Here is a 16,514-nt window from a genome sequence, read left to right on the forward strand (position 1 = left end):
TGTTACAGAAGCCCTTCGACCGCGTCACGCACTTGCGGTGACCACACGCCACACTGTACCTGACCAATGTGCGACAGTTGCAGCAACAGCATCACCAGGCGTGACTGGCCGATACCGCCACCGATAGTCTGCGGCATATCGCCACGCAGCAATGACTGATGCCACTCCAGCGCCAGACGATCTTCATCGCCGGTTTGCGCCAACTGGCGCTTCAGCGCACTGGCGTCAACGCGAATCCCCATAGAAGAAAGCTCGAAGGCATCCTGCAATACCGGGTTCCAGACCAGAATATCGCCGTTCAAACCAGCCAGGCCTTCTGCCGCCGGTGTCGTCCAGTCATCATAATCCGGCGCACGGACATCGTGTGATTTGCCGTGCGACAGCTTACCGCCGATCCCGATCAGAAATACCGCGCCCAGCTCTTTGGTAATCGCCCGCTCACGGCCTTTGGCATCCAGTTCCGGGTAGCGTTGCAACAGGGTTTCACTGTGAACAAAATGAATCTGCTCCGGCAGGAACGGCGTTAAGCCATATTCGCGGCTCACTTCGACTTCAGTGGCCTTAATCGCCGCATAAATACTGCTCACGGTGCTTTTCAGGTAATCCAGGCTGCGCTCACCATCCCCCATCACCCGCTCCCAGTCCCATTGATCGACGTAGACCGAATGGATCGCGCTCAGACGATCTTCATCAGGACGCAATGCTTTCATATGGGTATACAGGCCTTCACCGGCGCCAAAATCGTAGCTGCCCAGCGTTTTACGTTTCCATTTCGCCAGTGAGTGCACCACTTCGAAGGTGGCTTCCGGCAGGGTTTTGACCTTTACCTGCACCGCTTTCTCACTGCCTGACAGGTTATCCTGGGTACCGTCACCCAGGCGGCTGAGGATCGGCGCCTGCACTTCGATCAGGCCAAGCTGCTGTTCCAGCTGGCGTGAGAAGAAGGATTTAACCAGGCTGATTTGTTGTTGTTTTTGAATAAACTGTTTTTTCATTGCCGTATCTCTTATAAACCTGTCTCTGTTTCCAACGATTAAGCAACAGAACGGCACAGTAATTCAATATCCACTAATCAATATTGCCTTTTCACTTTTAATCGTTCATTTTGAAGCGGTAATAATTCAACAATCAGCAATTAGTGGGGGATTAAATGGCTGAAAATTATCAGATCGATAATCTCGATCGCGGCATTCTTAACGCTTTGATGGAGAATGCCCGCACGCCTTACGCCGAACTGGCCAAGAACTTTGCCGTCAGTCCCGGTACCATTCATGTGCGAGTAGAAAAGATGAAGCAGGCCGGTATCATCACCGGTGCGCGGGTAGACGTGAACCCCAAACGCCTGGGTTACGATGTCTGCTGTTTTATCGGCATTATATTAAAGAGTGCTAAAGACTATCCTTCGGCACTGAAAAAGCTCGAAAGCCTGGAAGAAGTGGTTGAGGCTTACTACACCACCGGCCACTACAGCGTGTTTATCAAAGTGATGTGCCGCTCAATAGATGCGTTGCAACAGGTACTTATCAACAAGATCCAGACCATTGACGAGATCCAGTCCACCGAAACGCTGATCTCGCTGCAGAACCCCATCATGCGTACCATCACGCCCTAGCCAATTAATTACTATACCCATATTATCCACAGGTAGATCCCAGCCGATTCACAGCGTACAATGCTGCCACTTTGAGAAGGCTGGGATCATTCATTTCATGGCAGACATTACTCTGATCAGTGGCAGTACGCTTGGCAGCGCCGAGTACGTAGCCGAGCACTTGGCTGAAAAACTGGAAGCTGCGGGTTTTACGACCGAAACCCTGCACGGCCCTGAATTGGATGAACTGACCCTGTCCGGGCGCTGGCTGGTGGTGTCTTCTACCCACGGTGCTGGCGATTTACCGGATAACCTGCAACCGCTGCTGGAACAAATAGAAGAACAGCTTCCTGACTTATCCCAGGTGCAGTTCGGCGCAGTCGGTTTGGGTAGCTCGGAATACGACACTTTCTGTGGTGCGATCCAACGGATCGACGATCTTCTGATCGCTCGCGGGGCGAAAAGGATCGGCGATCGGCTCGAGATCGACGTGACTGAACACGAAATTCCTGAGGATCCGGCAGAGGAATGGGTGAAAATTTGGATTAATTTACTCTAATTTGTTCAAAGATCACCCGAACGATTGTGGATAACTATGCTTAAAAGCAGGGTAAAAGCGGTAGTTATCCCAATAACAACCTTAGGTCGCTTTTTGTCCTGTGCATAACATGCCATTTAGATCCCAGCTTATAAGCTATAGGATCACCGATCATTCACAGCTAACGATCCTCCTTAATCCGCTGATCTCAATCACGAATAATCACTTATCCACAGAAGATCGCGATCCTAATAAGAGATCTAATAAAGAGATCTTTAAATAAAAAAGATCTTCTTTTAATTACCGACGATCCTGACCACTTGGTCGATCGACTAAACTTGAGTAGAATCGCCCTCCCCAGGGCAAACAACGATCGTTCGCAATACGGCGAGGTGCAGTTCCATGTTTTATCCAGAGCAATTTGACGTCATCATCATCGGTGGTGGCCATGCCGGTACCGAAGCCGCAATGGCTGCGGCACGCATGGGGCGTCAGACTTTATTATTGACACACAATATCGATACGCTGGGGCAGATGTCTTGCAACCCGGCGATTGGCGGTATTGGTAAAGGGCATCTGGTTAAGGAAATTGATGCACTTGGCGGCCTGATGGCCACGGCGATTGACCATGCCGGCATCCAGTTTAGGATACTAAACGCCAGCAAAGGCCCGGCGGTGCGAGCCACTCGTGCCCAGGCTGACCGCGTACTGTATCGGCAGGCTGTACGCACCGCCCTGGAGAACCAGCCTAACCTGACTCTCTTCCAGCAGCCGGTCGAAGATCTGATTGTGGAAAACGATCGCGTTGTCGGTGCGGTAACCCAAATGGGGCTGAAGTTCCGTGCCAAAGCGGTGGTACTGACCGTCGGCACCTTCCTGGATGGCAAGATCCATATCGGTCTGGAAAACTACAGCGGAGGCCGCGCCGGGGATCCTCCGTCGATCTCGTTGTCACAGCGCCTGCGTGAATTGCCTTTGCGCGTTAATCGCTTGAAAACAGGTACGCCACCGCGTATCGATGCACGCACTATCGATTTCAGCGTTCTGACGCCGCAACACGGTGATACACCGATCCCGGTGTTCTCGTTTATGGGCAATGCCGGGCAACACCCGGAGCAAATGGCGTGCTACATCACCCATACCAACGAAAAAACCCATGACGTGATCCGCAATAACCTCGATCGCAGCCCGATGTATGCCGGGATCATCGAAGGGATCGGCCCACGCTATTGCCCATCGATCGAAGACAAAGTCATGCGCTTTGCCGATCGTAACGCTCACCAGATCTTCCTTGAACCGGAAGGCCTGACCAGCAACGAAATTTATCCTAACGGCATTTCCACCAGCCTGCCGTTTGACGTACAGATGCAGATCGTTCGTTCGATGGAAGGGATGCAGAATGCCCGTATCGTTCGTCCGGGTTATGCCATCGAGTATGATTTCTTCGATCCGCGCGATTTAAAACCGACGCTGGAAAGCAAATTTATCCAAGGCTTGTTCTTCGCCGGTCAGATTAACGGCACCACTGGCTACGAAGAAGCCGCTGCACAGGGCCTGCTGGCCGGTTTGAATGCCGGACGTTATGCCAACGAAGATGAAGGCTGGTCACCACGTCGCGATCAGGCTTACCTCGGCGTGCTGGTGGACGATCTCAGTACCCTGGGTACCAAAGAACCGTATCGCATGTTCACTTCACGCGCCGAATACCGTCTGATGCTGCGCGAAGACAATGCCGATCTGCGACTGACCGAAAAAGGCCGCGAACTGGGTCTGGTGGACGATGCCCGCTGGGCGCGCTTTAGCGAAAAGCTGGAGCACATCGAACAAGAACGTCAGCGCCTGCGCGACATCTGGATGCACCCACATGCGGAGAATGTCGATCAGGTCAACGTACTGCTGAAAGCGCCGCTGTCGCGTGAAGCGAATGGCGAAGAGTTGCTGCGTCGCCCTGAAATGGATTACCAACAGCTGACCTCCGTAGCCGCATTTGCGCCGCCGTTGGCCGATACCCAGGCCGCAGAGCAGGTTGAGATCCAGGTAAAATACGAAGGCTACATCGCTCGTCAGCAGGAAGAGATCGAAAAACAGCAGCGTAACGAAAACACCGTACTGCCGTTGGATCTCGATTATCAGCAAGTTTCCGGCTTGTCGAATGAAGTGATTGCCAAATTGAATGACCATAAGCCGAACTCGATCGGCCAGGCTTCACGCATCTCCGGCATCACACCGGCGGCGATCTCAATTTTGCTGATCTGGCTGAAAAAGCAGGGTTTGCTGCGCCGCAGCGCATAAATCTTGTTTTTGTGCGACCGTTTGTCTACTTGATAGACAAACGGTCGCTGACATCGTCCCGTGCCTGAATTATCATGCTTGGCTTCTTGGCAAGCCCCAATTTGGCTAGTCGTTCCACGCCAGTCAGAGGACCCGTTGTGCAGAAAAAATTAGACTCGCTGCTCACTGCAGCAGGCATTGCGCTTCCCGATCAGCAAAAACAGCAATTGCTGGGCTATGTCGGCATGCTGGACAAGTGGAACAAGGCTTATAACCTCACCTCGGTGCGCGATCCTCAGCAAATGCTGGTACGCCATATTCTCGACAGCATCGTGGTAAACCCGCATTTGCAGGGCTCCCGTTTTATCGACGTAGGCACCGGCCCCGGTCTGCCGGGCATTCCGTTGGCGATCGTTCGTCCTGATTCCCATTTCACCTTGCTGGACAGCCTGGGCAAGCGCGTACGCTTCCTGCGTCAGGTGCAGCACGAACTGGGCCTGACCAACATTGAGCCGGTACAGAGCCGCGTTGAGGAGTTCCCGGCCGAACCACCGTTTGACGGTGTGATCAGCCGTGCTTTTGCTTCGCTGCAGGACATGCTGTCCTGGTGCCACCATTTGCCGGCGAAAGGGCTGGGGCGTTTCTACGCGCTGAAAGGGGTTCGTCCTGATGAAGAGCTGACGCAGCTGCCGGAAGGTATCGAACTCGAGTCGGTGGTGCGCTTGCAGGTGCCGGAACTCGAAGGCGAACGTCATTTGGTGATACTTAAAGCAAACTGAGTTTGTTTTTGATCAAATAAGCGTGAATTAAAAGATAGTGCCCAGAGTAAATGTAAGCAGGCTAATCAAATGGCGGTTTTTTTAGTTAATTTACTTTTTATTAACACAAAAATAGCCGCCAATTAGCGACAATAGAGTAATTGCAATTCGAAATAGTCACGTTAGCAACGATAAGTTAACGATTCTGCTTTGGCGCTAATGTTAATTGGCTGTTGTAATATTACGCGACAAGCTGTCAATAAAAGGTTTTTACCGAGTAGATGGATTGTTTTTGAACGGTTAACTTGTAATATTTTGATTTATAATGTTTTTTGATCACTCAATTTGCTAAAGACGGTTTACACGTCGGTGAGTTATAAATCAGAAAGAGGCATTATTGTGAGCGGTTCGACGTTTCGTACTGTAACGCTGGAATAATCAGACAATTTAATGCGCCCTATATTCCGACCGTTTTCTTGTGAAAATAGCCTGAAATGGGGGAATTTAAATAATTGTTCACCTTTTCGCTACTTATCGATTGAATTCGTTGGTATGCCCCGTATAATTTGCTCGTTTTTTGCTGCTTGACTCAGATCAGTAAAAACAGTTTTATACGTCACTCAGCATACCCCCTCTGGGGTACGGAGAGAACAAACGTCATGTCTGTGTCCCTTTACAGCGGAAAAGTTGCTCGTAAATTGCTGTTTCTGCAGTTAATGACTTTTGTTTTGATCAGCGCTGCCTTCGGTCTGAAAAGCCTGGAATGGAGCGGTTCGGCACTGGCGGGCGGTCTCGCAGCCTGGTTGCCGAGTACCATGTTTATGCTGTTTGCCTTGCGTCATCAGACGCAGACGCAGGCACCCGGTCGGGTCGCCTGGTCATTCGCCATCGGCGAGGGGTTAAAGGTCTTGATCACCATAGTTTTGTTGATCGTGGCGCTTGGGGTGTTCAAAGCGGAGTTTATACCGCTTGGCCTGACCTATTTAGCGGTGTTAGCGGTGCAAATTATCGCACCCGCCGTGATTAACAGTTACCGAAATTAACTAAATAAGGGTAGAGGCATCATGTCTGCAGAGGGATACAACAGTCCACAGGAGTATATCGGTCACCACCTGACGCAACTTCAGGTCGGGACTGGTTTTTGGTCGATTAACCTCGACTCGATGTTTTTCTCCGTTGTCCTCGGGGTTCTGTTCCTGGTGATTTTCCGCCGGGTTGCCAAAAACGCCACCAGCGGCGTACCGGGTAAGCTGCAAACCGCAGTGGAACTGGTCGTCGGGTTTGTCGACAGCAGCGTACGCGATATGTACCACGGCAAGAGCAAGGTAATTGCTCCGCTGGCGCTGACGGTGTTTGTCTGGGTATTCCTGATGAACATGATGGACCTGATCCCGGTCGACTTCCTGCCATTCATCGGTGCCCAGCTCGGTCTGCCGGCACTGCGTGTGGTGCCTACGGCTGACGTGAACGTCACCCTGTCGATGGCGTTGGGCGTATTTATCCTGATTCTGTTCTATAGCATTAAAATGAAAGGCGTTGGTGGGTTCGTTAAAGAGTTAACCATGCAGCCGTTCAACCACCCTGTATTCATTCCTATCAACCTGATCCTTGAAGGTGTCAGCCTGCTGTCCAAGCCTGTTTCACTGGGCCTGCGACTGTTCGGCAACATGTATGCGGGTGAGTTGATCTTCATCCTGATTGCCGGCCTGTTGCCGTGGTGGTCACAGTGGGTCCTGAGCTTGCCTTGGGCTATTTTCCACATCCTGATCATTACGCTTCAAGCCTTTATTTTCATGGTTCTGACGATTGTCTATCTCTCGATGGCATCTGAAGAGCACTGATTTTCTTAAAACACTTGCACTTTTAAACTGAAACAAACTGGAGACTGTCATGGAAAACCTGAGTATGGATCTGCTGTACATGGCTGCCGCTGTGATGATGGGTTTAGCGGCAATCGGTGCTGCGATCGGTATCGGCATCCTGGGTGGTAAATTCTTGGAAGGCGCTGCTCGTCAGCCTGACCTGATTCCTCTGCTGCGTACACAGTTCTTTATCGTTATGGGTCTGGTTGACGCCATCCCGATGATCGCTGTTGGTCTGGGTCTGTACGTGATGTTCGCTGTCGCGTAAGTAGAGAATTTCTCTACACTGAAACCACACTATTAACTTTTAAAGAGGCATTGTGCTGTGAATCTTAACGCAACAATCCTCGGCCAGGCCATCGCGTTCGTTCTGTTTGTCTGGTTCTGCATGAAGTATGTATGGCCGCCGATTATGGCAGCCATCGAGAAGCGTCAGGGAGAAATTGCTGACGGTCTCGCTTCTGCAGAACGTGCCAAAAAAGATTTGGACTTAGCGCAAGCCAATGCGACCGACCAGCTGAAAACTGCTAAAGCAGAAGCTCAGGTGATCATCGAGCAAGCAAACAAACGCAAAGCTCAGATCATGGATGAAGCGAAAGCCGAAGCCGAGCAGGAACGTAACAAAATCGTGGCGCAGGCTCAGGCTGAGATCGAAGCCGAACGTAAGCGCGCTCGTGAAGAGTTGCGTAAGCAAGTCGCGATGCTGGCAATTGCCGGCGCCGAGAAGATCATCGAACGTTCCGTGGATGAAGCTGCTAACAGCGACATCGTTGATAAACTGGTCGCTGAACTGTAAGGAGGGAGGGGCTGATGTCTGAATTTGTAACTGTAGCTCGCCCCTACGCCAAAGCAGCTTTTGACTTTGCCGTTGAGCATCAAAGCGTAGAGCGCTGGCAAGATATGCTGGCGTTTGCTGCTGATGTCACTCGCAATGAACAGATTTCTGAACTGCTGTCTGGCGCTATGGCGCCAGAGACGCTGTCCAAGACGTTCATCGCGGTATGTGGCGATCAACTCGACGAACATGGCCAGAACTTTATCCGTGTAATGGCCGAAAATGGACGTTTACTGGTTCTTCCTGCCGTGCTGCAGCAGTTCAACGAACTGCGCGCCTTGCTGGAATCCACCGTCGAAGTCGACGTGCTCTCTGCGAGCGCACTGAGCGACAAACAGCAGGCTAATATTGCCGCTGCGATGGAAAAACGTCTGTCACGCAAAGTTAAGCTGAATTGCAAAATTGACAAGTCTGTACTGGCCGGCGTAATTATCCGTGCTGGCGATATGGTGATTGATGGCAGCGTTCGCGGTCGTCTTGAACGCCTGACAGACGTCTTGCAGTCTTAAGGGGACTGGAGCATGCAACTGAATTCCACCGAAATCAGCGAACTGATCAAGCAGCGCATTGCTCAGTTCAATGTGGTGAGCGAAGCTCACAATGAAGGTACTATTGTTTCCGTCAGCGACGGGATCATCCGCGTACACGGTCTGGCCGAAGTTATGCAGGGCGAAATGATCGCACTGCCAGGCAACCGTTACGCAATCGCATTGAACCTGGAGCGTGACTCCGTAGGTGCCGTGGTTATGGGTCCGTACTCGGATCTGGCCGAAGGCATGAAGGTAAAATGTACCGGCCGTATTCTGGAAGTTCCGGTTGGCCGTGGCCTGCTGGGCCGTGTAGTTAACACCCTGGGTGCACCTATCGACGGTAAAGGCCCGGTTGATAACGACGGTTTCTCCCCGGTTGAAGCTATCGCCCCTGGTGTTATCGAGCGTCAGTCCGTAGATCAGCCGGTTCAAACTGGCTACAAATCTGTCGACGCCATGATCCCAATCGGCCGTGGCCAGCGTGAGCTGGTGATCGGTGACCGTCAGACCGGTAAAACCGCTCTGGCTATCGATGCGATCATCAACCAACGCGACTCCGGCATCAAATGTGTTTACGTGGCTATCGGCCAGAAAGCGTCTACCATCGCTAACGTGGTGCGCAAGCTGGAAGAGCACGGCGCACTGGCAAACACCATCGTTGTGGTTGCTACCGCGTCTGAATCCGCTGCACTGCAATACCTGGCGCCTTATGCCGGTTGTGCGATGGGCGAATACTTCCGTGACCGCGGTGAAGATGCACTGATCGTTTATGATGACCTGTCCAAACAGGCCGTTGCTTACCGTCAGATTTCCCTGCTGCTTCGTCGTCCACCAGGTCGTGAAGCTTACCCAGGCGACGTATTCTACCTCCACTCCCGTTTGCTGGAGCGTGCTGCGCGTGTTAACGCCGACTACGTTGAAGCCTTCACCAAAGGTGAAGTCAAAGGCCAAACCGGTTCACTGACCGCTCTGCCGATCATTGAAACCCAGGCAGGTGACGTTTCCGCGTTCGTTCCGACCAACGTAATCTCGATTACCGATGGTCAGATCTTCCTGGAATCCAACCTGTTTAACTCCGGTATTCGTCCGGCGGTTAACCCGGGTATCTCCGTATCCCGTGTGGGCGGTGCAGCGCAAACCAAGATCATGAAAAAACTGTCCGGTGGTATTCGTACCGCGCTGGCACAGTACCGTGAACTGGCTGCGTTCTCTCAGTTCGCTTCCGATCTGGATGATGCGACCCGCAAACAGTTGAGCCACGGTCAGAAAGTGACCGAGCTGCTGAAACAGAAACAGTATGCGCCGATGTCCGTCGCACAACAGTCTCTGGTGCTGTTTGCCGCAGAACGTGGCTACCTGAACGACGTTGAAGTCGCGAAAGTCGTGAGCTTCGAAGCCGCGCTGGTTGCTTACGCAGACCGCGAGCATGCCGAGTTGCTGAACCACATCAACCAAACTGGCAATTTCAACGATGAGATCGAGGGCAAACTGAAAGCCGTCCTCGAGACCTTCAAGAAAACCCAGTCCTGGTAACGCTCAGCGGCCTGCAGTTGAAAGACAGCAGGCCGTCTGGCAATGAGGAGAAGCAGAGATGGCCGGCGCAAAAGAGATACGTAGTAAGATCGCGAGCGTGCAAAACACGCAAAAGATCACTAAAGCGATGGAAATGGTCGCCGCCTCCAAAATGCGTAAATCGCAGGAACGCATGGCGGCCAGCCGTCCTTATGCAGAGACCATGCGCAAAGTGATTGGTCACCTTGCGTTGGGTAATCTGGAATATAAGCACCCGTACCTGGATGAGCGTGACGTTAAGCGCGTCGGGTATCTGGTGGTGTCTACTGACCGTGGTCTCTGTGGCGGCTTGAACATCAACCTGTTCAAGCGTCTGTTGGCAGAGATGAAAGGCTGGTCCGAAAAAGGCGTTGAAGTTGATTTGGCGCTGATTGGCTCTAAAGCGGCCTCTTTCTTTGGTTCCGTGGGCGGCAACGTGGTTGCCCAGGTTACCGGCATGGGGGATAAACCTTCCCTGTCGGAACTGATCGGTCCGGTGAAAGTGATGCTGCAAGCCTACGACGAAGGTCGTTTGGACAAGCTGTACATTGTCAGCAACAAATTTATCAATACGATGTCCCAGGAACCACAGATTATTCAGCTGCTGCCGTTGCCGCCTTCCGATGACGGTGAGCTGAAGAAAAAATCTTGGGATTACCTGTATGAACCCGATCCAAAAGTGCTGCTTGATACCTTGCTGCGCCGCTATGTGGAATCGCAAGTTTATCAGGGCGTCGTGGAAAACCTGGCCAGCGAGCAGGCCGCACGAATGGTAGCGATGAAAGCCGCAACCGATAACGGCGGTAGCCTGATCAAAGAGCTGCAGTTGGTATACAACAAGGCTCGTCAGGCCAGCATCACTCAGGAACTCACCGAGATCGTTTCGGGAGCCTCCGCGGTTTAAGCTAGGTTTACGAATTACGTAGAGGATTCAAGATGGCTACTGGAAAGATTATCCAGGTAATCGGCGCCGTAGTGGACGTCGAGTTCCCTCAGGATGCCGTACCAAAAGTGTACAATGCTCTTGAGGTAGAAAACGGTACCGAGAAGCTGGTGCTGGAAGTTCAGCAGCAGTTGGGCGGTGGCGTAGTTCGCTGTATCGCGATGGGGACCTCAGATGGTCTGCGCCGCGGTCTGAAAGTGAACGATCTGGAACACCCAATTGAAGTACCGGTAGGTAAAGCTACCCTGGGCCGTATCATGAACGTATTGGGTGAACCAATCGACATGAAAGGCGACATCGGCGAAGAAGAACGTTGGGCGATTCACCGTCCGGCGCCAAGCTACGAAGATTTGTCCAACTCCCAGGATCTGCTGGAAACCGGTATCAAGGTTATGGACCTGATTTGTCCGTTCGCTAAGGGCGGTAAAGTTGGTCTGTTCGGTGGTGCTGGTGTGGGTAAAACCGTAAACATGATGGAGCTGATCCGTAACATCGCGATCGAGCACTCCGGTTATTCCGTGTTTGCAGGCGTGGGTGAGCGTACTCGTGAGGGTAACGACTTCTACCACGAAATGAACGACTCCAACGTACTGGACAAAGTATCCCTGGTTTACGGCCAGATGAACGAGCCACCGGGTAACCGTCTGCGCGTTGCTCTGACCGGTCTGACCATGGCGGAGAAATTCCGTGACGAAGGCCGCGACGTTCTGCTGTTCGTTGATAACATTTACCGTTATACCCTGGCCGGTACCGAAGTGTCCGCACTTCTGGGCCGTATGCCATCTGCGGTAGGTTATCAGCCAACGCTGGCGGAAGAGATGGGCGTTCTGCAAGAACGTATCACCTCTACCAAGACCGGTTCTATCACTTCCGTACAGGCCGTTTACGTTCCTGCGGATGACTTGACTGACCCGTCACCAGCCACCACCTTTGCTCACTTGGATGCAACCGTGGTACTGAGCCGTAATATCGCTTCTCTGGGTATCTACCCGGCCGTTGACCCGCTGGATTCCACCAGCCGTCAGCTGGATCCGCTGGTAGTTGGCCAGGAGCACTACGATGTAGCGCGTGGCGTGCAGTCTATTCTGCAACGCTACCAGGAACTGAAAGATATCATCGCAATCCTGGGTATGGACGAGCTGTCAGAAGATGACAAACTGGTCGTATCCCGTGCGCGTAAAATCCAACGCTTCCTGTCTCAGCCGTTCTTCGTGGCAGAAGTCTTCACCGGTTCTCCGGGCAAGTTCGTATCGCTGAAAGACACCATTCGTGGTTTCAAAGGCATTATGGACGGCGACTATGACCACCTGCCTGAACAAGCGTTCTACATGGTTGGCGCCATTGAAGAAGCAGTGGAAAAAGCCAAGAAACTGTAACGCCTTGAGAGGAGGGTGATATGGCTATGACTTACCATCTGGATGTAGTCAGCGCGGAAAAACATATGTTTTCCGGCCTGGTGCAAAAGATCCAGGTGACAGGTAGCGAAGGCGAACTGGGGATTTTCCCTGGCCATGCGCCGCTGCTGACTGCCATCAAGCCTGGCATGGTGCGTATTGTTAAACAGCACGGTGAAGAAGAGTTCATCTACCTGTCCGGCGGTATCCTTGAGGTACAGCCGAGCGTGGTCACCGTGTTGGCAGACACTGCCATCCGTGGAACGGACCTCGACGAAGCGAGAGCGCTGGAAGCTAAGCGTAAAGCTGAAGAGCACATCCGTAGCTCTCATGGCGATGTCGACTATGCTCAGGCATCTGCGGAACTGGCGAAAGCGATCGCAAAACTGCGCGTTATCGAGCTCACCAGAAGAGCGATGTAACATTTTGGCGCGTGCATAACGCAACCAAAATTAAGAAAGCGGCCTATTTGGTCGCTTTTTTTTTGCTTTAAAATAAGCATTTCAACCCGGTGGGCATTGTGATGTATAACCCTCGAGAGAGGCTAAAAATGTCTCCGATCGCCGACAGTTCCACCCAGACTGGGGTTATCTGAATGTTAACTGTGGCGCGCCTAGTGCCCCATGGCCTGCGCCGGGTTCGTGCAGAGAAATATGTAGTAATATCGTCACTAAAGAGTTCTACTTTCGTCTATCAAAATGGAGTTATCAGGTTGCTTATGTCGAACAGCGCAATGAGTGTGGTGATCCTCGCCGCGGGCAAGGGAACACGCATGTATTCCGATCTTCCCAAGGTGTTACATCCATTGGCCGGTAAGCCGATGGTGCAGCACGTCATTGATGCCGCGATGAAACTGGGCGCGCAAAACGTCCATTTGGTCTACGGCCACGGCGGTGAGTTGCTGAAAAAGACCCTGACCGACAGTGCGCTGAACTGGGTGCTGCAGGCCGAGCAGTTGGGGACCGGCCACGCCATGCAGCAGGCTGCACCGCATTTTGCCGATGATGAAGACGTGCTGATGCTGTACGGTGACGTTCCGCTGATCTCTGTCGATACCCTGCAGCGCCTGCTGGCGGCGAAGCCACAGGGCGGTATTGGTCTGCTGACCGTAAAACTGGCTGATCCGAGCGGTTACGGTCGTATCGTGCGCGAGCAGGATACTGTGGTAGGAATTGTTGAGCACAAGGATGCCAGCGAAGCCCAGCGTCAGATCAATGAAATCAATACCGGTATCCTGGTGGCCAACGGGCGCGATCTGAAGCGCTGGCTGGGGATGCTGAACAACGACAACGCGCAGGGTGAGTTCTATATCACCGATATCATCGCGTTGGCACATGCCGACGGCAAGAAAATTGAGGCGGTCCATCCATCTCGCCTGAGTGAAGTGGAAGGCGTGAATAACCGCCTGCAGCTGTCGCGACTTGAGCGCATTTATCAGGCAGAACAATCTGAAAAGTTGCTGCTGGCTGGCGTAATGCTGTTGGATCCGGCGCGTTTTGATCTGCGCGGGGAACTTGTGCACGGTCGCGACATCTCTATTGATGCCAACGTGATTATTGAAGGTTCGGTCAAGCTGGGCGACCGCGTGAAAATCGGTGCCGGCTGCGTGCTGAAAAACTGCGTAATTGGCGACGACTGCGAGATCAGCCCGTATAGCGTATTGGAAGATGCGGTGCTGGCAGCGGAATGCACCGTGGGGCCATTCGCCCGTCTTCGTCCGGGTGCAGAGCTGGCGGTGGGCGCCCATGTCGGCAACTTCGTCGAAATGAAAAAAGCACGCTTGGGCAAAGGTTCCAAGGCGGGCCATCTGAGCTACCTGGGCGATGCCGAGATTGGTGACGATGTGAATATCGGCGCCGGTACTATCACCTGTAACTATGATGGCGCCAACAAGCATAAAACCATTATTGGCGACGGCGTGTTTGTTGGTTCCGATACCCAACTGGTGGCACCGGTCTCCGTCGGCAAAGGCTCTACCATCGCCGCTGGCACTACGGTTACCCGTGATATCGGCGAGGACGAACTGGTGCTGAGCCGCGTTAAGCAGGTGCACATCCAGGGTTGGCAGCGTCCGGTGAAAAAGAGATAGCCCTTCATCTTTCGAGCTGCAGCGTTGTTGGCTTCATGCCAGAACCCCAGTCACTTACTTGAGTAAGCTCCTGGGGATCCTGACATTTGCCGCCTAGCTGCAACTCGAAATCTATTGGGCGGCAGCATGTAGTAGAAAGAATATGTTTTGTATTGCGCTCCAATGTAGAGCCCAATACAAAACATAATAATCCCCATTCTCTACAGGCTCGGGGACGCACGGTAAAAACCGGCAAAATCAGGTCAAGACATCGAAAGCGCCCCGAAAGGCGTTTAATTAGGAATACAACTGATGTGTGGAATTGTAGGCGCAGTAGCGCAACGTGATATTGCAGAGATCCTGTTGGAAGGTTTACGCCGCCTTGAGTACCGTGGCTATGACTCAGCCGGTTTGGCAGTGGTGGATGCGGAAGGCAACGTGAACCGTTTACGCCGCGTGGGCAAGGTCAATAAACTGGCCGAAGCCGCGGAACAACATCCCTTGCACGGCGGCACCGGTATTGCTCACACCCGCTGGGCAACGCACGGTGAACCTACCGAAGCGAATGCGCACCCGCATGTTTCTGATTACATTACCGTGGTGCATAACGGCATCATCGAAAACCACGAACCGCTGCGTGAATTGCTGATCGAACGGGGCTATCACTTCAGCTCCGAGACCGATACCGAGGTGATTGCTCACCTGGTGCATTGGGAACAGCGCCAGGGCGGCAGCTTGCTGGAAGTGGTGCAGCGCGTGATCCCACAGCTGCGTGGCGCCTACGGCACCGTGGTAATGGATAGCCGCGACCCGAGCGTGCTGGTGGCAGCGCGTTCCGGCAGCCCGCTGGTGATCGGCCGCGGCGTGGGTGAAAACTTCCTGGCATCCGACCAATTGGCGCTGCTGCCGGTGACCCGTCGCTTTATCTTCCTGGAAGAAGGCGACGTGGTGGAAATGACCCGCCGCACCGTCAACATTTTCGACAAACAGGGTAACGCCGTTGAACGCCCTGAGATTGAATCTCAAGTGCAATACGACGCCGGTGATAAAGGCGCTTACCGCCATTACATGCAAAAAGAGATTTACGAACAGCCGCTGGCGCTGAAAAACACCCTGGAAGGGCGTTTCAGCCATGGCCAAATCAACCTGAGCGAGCTGGGACCGCGCGCCGATGAGCTGCTGGCGAAGGTGCAGCATGTGCAGATCATTGCCTGCGGTACGTCATACCACTCTGGCATGGTTGCTCGCTATTGGTTCGAATCTCTGGCCGGTGTGCCTTGCGACGTCGAGATCGCGTCTGAATTCCGTTACCGCAAATCTGCCGTGCGTCCGGGCAGCCTGATCATCACGCTGTCACAGTCCGGCGAAACCGCCGATACCCTGGCGGCGCTTCGCCTGTCGAAGGAATTGGGCTACCTCGGTTCGTTGGCGGTGTGTAACGTGGCCGGTTCTTCGCTGGTGCGTGAATCCGATTTGGCGCTGATGACCAAGGCCGGGACCGAAATTGGCGTGGCCTCTACCAAGGCCTTCACCACCCAGTTGGCGGTGTTGTTGATGCTGGTGGCGCGTTTGGGCCGTCTGAAAGGCATGGCGGAAAGCGTTGAGCATGAAATCGTACACGGCCTGCAGGCGTTGCCGGCGCGTATCGAACAGATGCTGTCGCTGGACAAAAGCATTGAAGCGCTGGCGGAGGGCTTCTCCGACAAGCACCACGCGCTGTTCCTCGGCCGTGGCGATCAGTACCCGATCGCCATGGAAGGTGCGTTGAAGCTGAAGGAGATCTCCTACATTCACGCGGAAGCCTATGCGGCCGGTGAATTGAAACACGGCCCACTGGCGTTGATCGATGCCGATATGCCGGTGATCGTGGTGGCGCCGAACAACGAACTGTTGGAAAAACTGAAATCCAACATCGAAGAAGTTCGCGCGCGCGGTGGCCAGCTGTATGTGTTCGCCGATCAGGATGCCGGTTTCGTCAGCAGCGAAGGCATGACCATCATTCCATTGCCGCACGTAGAAGAAATCGTGGCCCCTATCTTCTACACCGTGCCGTTGCAGCTGCTGTCTTACCATGTGGCGTTGATCAAAGGTACCGATGTTGACCAGCCGCGTAACCTGGCTAAGTCTGTCACCGTAGAGTAATCCGCTGCTGTTAATCTCTAAAAGCCGGCCA

The 16,514-nt window shown here is 53.2% G+C and carries 16 protein-coding genes; 15 read left to right on the top strand and 1 reads right to left on the bottom strand.

Annotation, left to right across the window (positions count from 1 at the left end):
- Positions 1-2: 2 nt before the first annotated feature.
- Complete coding sequence (asnA, locus tag H0S68_RS24400) at positions 3-995, bottom strand: aspartate--ammonia ligase (protein WP_020837701.1); 993 nt, start codon at positions 993-995, stop codon at positions 3-5.
- 155 nt (positions 996-1,150) lie between these two features.
- On the opposite strand from asnA, the gene asnC reads away from it, so the two are divergent.
- From asnC to glmS, 15 genes are all read left to right on the top strand, one after another.
- The gene (gene asnC, locus H0S68_RS24405; RefSeq protein ID WP_004950461.1) at positions 1,151-1,612 is read left to right on the top strand and encodes a transcriptional regulator AsnC; all 462 of its coding nucleotides are present in this window, start codon (positions 1,151-1,153) and stop codon (positions 1,610-1,612) included.
- Between the two features lie 97 nt (positions 1,613-1,709).
- Positions 1,710-2,150, top strand: a complete 441-nt coding sequence (gene mioC, locus H0S68_RS24410) for an FMN-binding protein MioC (RefSeq protein WP_115060894.1) — start codon at positions 1,710-1,712, stop codon at positions 2,148-2,150.
- Positions 2,151-2,531: 381 nt separating this feature from the next.
- Positions 2,532-4,421 carry a tRNA uridine-5-carboxymethylaminomethyl(34) synthesis enzyme MnmG gene (gene mnmG / locus H0S68_RS24415; RefSeq protein ID WP_020837702.1) on the top strand — a complete coding sequence of 630 codons (1,890 nt, stop codon included), beginning with the start codon at positions 2,532-2,534 and terminating at the stop codon, positions 4,419-4,421.
- Between the two features lie 137 nt (positions 4,422-4,558).
- Positions 4,559-5,179, top strand: a complete 621-nt coding sequence (gene rsmG / locus H0S68_RS24420) for a 16S rRNA (guanine(527)-N(7))-methyltransferase RsmG (RefSeq protein WP_410529065.1) — start codon at positions 4,559-4,561, stop codon at positions 5,177-5,179.
- Positions 5,180-5,817: 638 nt separating this feature from the next.
- Positions 5,818-6,201 (top strand): F0F1 ATP synthase subunit I, encoded by a 384-nt coding sequence (gene atpI / locus H0S68_RS24425; RefSeq protein WP_020837704.1) that lies wholly within the window; start codon positions 5,818-5,820, stop codon positions 6,199-6,201.
- A 21-nt stretch (positions 6,202-6,222) separates the two neighbouring features.
- Complete coding sequence (gene atpB / locus H0S68_RS24430) at positions 6,223-6,999, top strand: F0F1 ATP synthase subunit A (RefSeq protein ID WP_020837705.1); 777 nt, start codon at positions 6,223-6,225, stop codon at positions 6,997-6,999.
- A 49-nt stretch (positions 7,000-7,048) separates the two neighbouring features.
- A complete protein-coding gene (gene atpE, locus H0S68_RS24435) occupies positions 7,049-7,288 on the top strand; it encodes a F0F1 ATP synthase subunit C (protein WP_004093904.1) in 240 nt (79 codons plus the stop codon).
- A 57-nt stretch (positions 7,289-7,345) separates the two neighbouring features.
- Complete coding sequence (atpF, locus tag H0S68_RS24440) at positions 7,346-7,816, top strand: F0F1 ATP synthase subunit B (protein WP_004950476.1); 471 nt, start codon at positions 7,346-7,348, stop codon at positions 7,814-7,816.
- Between the two features lie 14 nt (positions 7,817-7,830).
- A complete protein-coding gene (gene atpH / locus H0S68_RS24445) occupies positions 7,831-8,364 on the top strand; it encodes a F0F1 ATP synthase subunit delta (protein ID WP_020837709.1) in 534 nt (177 codons plus the stop codon).
- Between the two features lie 12 nt (positions 8,365-8,376).
- Positions 8,377-9,918, top strand: a complete 1,542-nt coding sequence (gene atpA, locus H0S68_RS24450; protein WP_020837710.1) for a F0F1 ATP synthase subunit alpha — start codon at positions 8,377-8,379, stop codon at positions 9,916-9,918.
- Between the two features lie 58 nt (positions 9,919-9,976).
- Complete coding sequence (gene atpG / locus H0S68_RS24455; RefSeq protein WP_020837711.1) at positions 9,977-10,840, top strand: F0F1 ATP synthase subunit gamma; 864 nt, start codon at positions 9,977-9,979, stop codon at positions 10,838-10,840.
- A 32-nt stretch (positions 10,841-10,872) separates the two neighbouring features.
- Positions 10,873-12,255: a F0F1 ATP synthase subunit beta gene (gene atpD / locus H0S68_RS24460; RefSeq protein ID WP_020837712.1), complete on the top strand. Its 1,383-nt coding sequence runs from the start codon at positions 10,873-10,875 to the stop codon at positions 12,253-12,255.
- 20 nt (positions 12,256-12,275) lie between these two features.
- Positions 12,276-12,695, top strand: coding sequence for a F0F1 ATP synthase subunit epsilon (locus H0S68_RS24465; protein ID WP_020837715.1), 420 nt, complete (start codon positions 12,276-12,278; stop codon positions 12,693-12,695).
- Positions 12,696-12,991: 296 nt separating this feature from the next.
- Complete coding sequence (gene glmU / locus H0S68_RS24470) at positions 12,992-14,362, top strand: bifunctional UDP-N-acetylglucosamine diphosphorylase/glucosamine-1-phosphate N-acetyltransferase GlmU (protein WP_122080488.1); 1,371 nt, start codon at positions 12,992-12,994, stop codon at positions 14,360-14,362.
- Positions 14,363-14,653: 291 nt separating this feature from the next.
- A complete protein-coding gene (glmS, locus tag H0S68_RS24475) occupies positions 14,654-16,483 on the top strand; it encodes a glutamine--fructose-6-phosphate transaminase (isomerizing) (RefSeq protein WP_046374842.1) in 1,830 nt (609 codons plus the stop codon).
- The last annotated feature ends 31 nt before the right edge of the window (positions 16,484-16,514 follow it).

This window comes from Serratia sp. AXJ-M, from assembly GCF_046531865.1.
Classification (GTDB): Bacteria; Pseudomonadota; Gammaproteobacteria; order Enterobacterales; family Enterobacteriaceae; genus Serratia; species Serratia liquefaciens.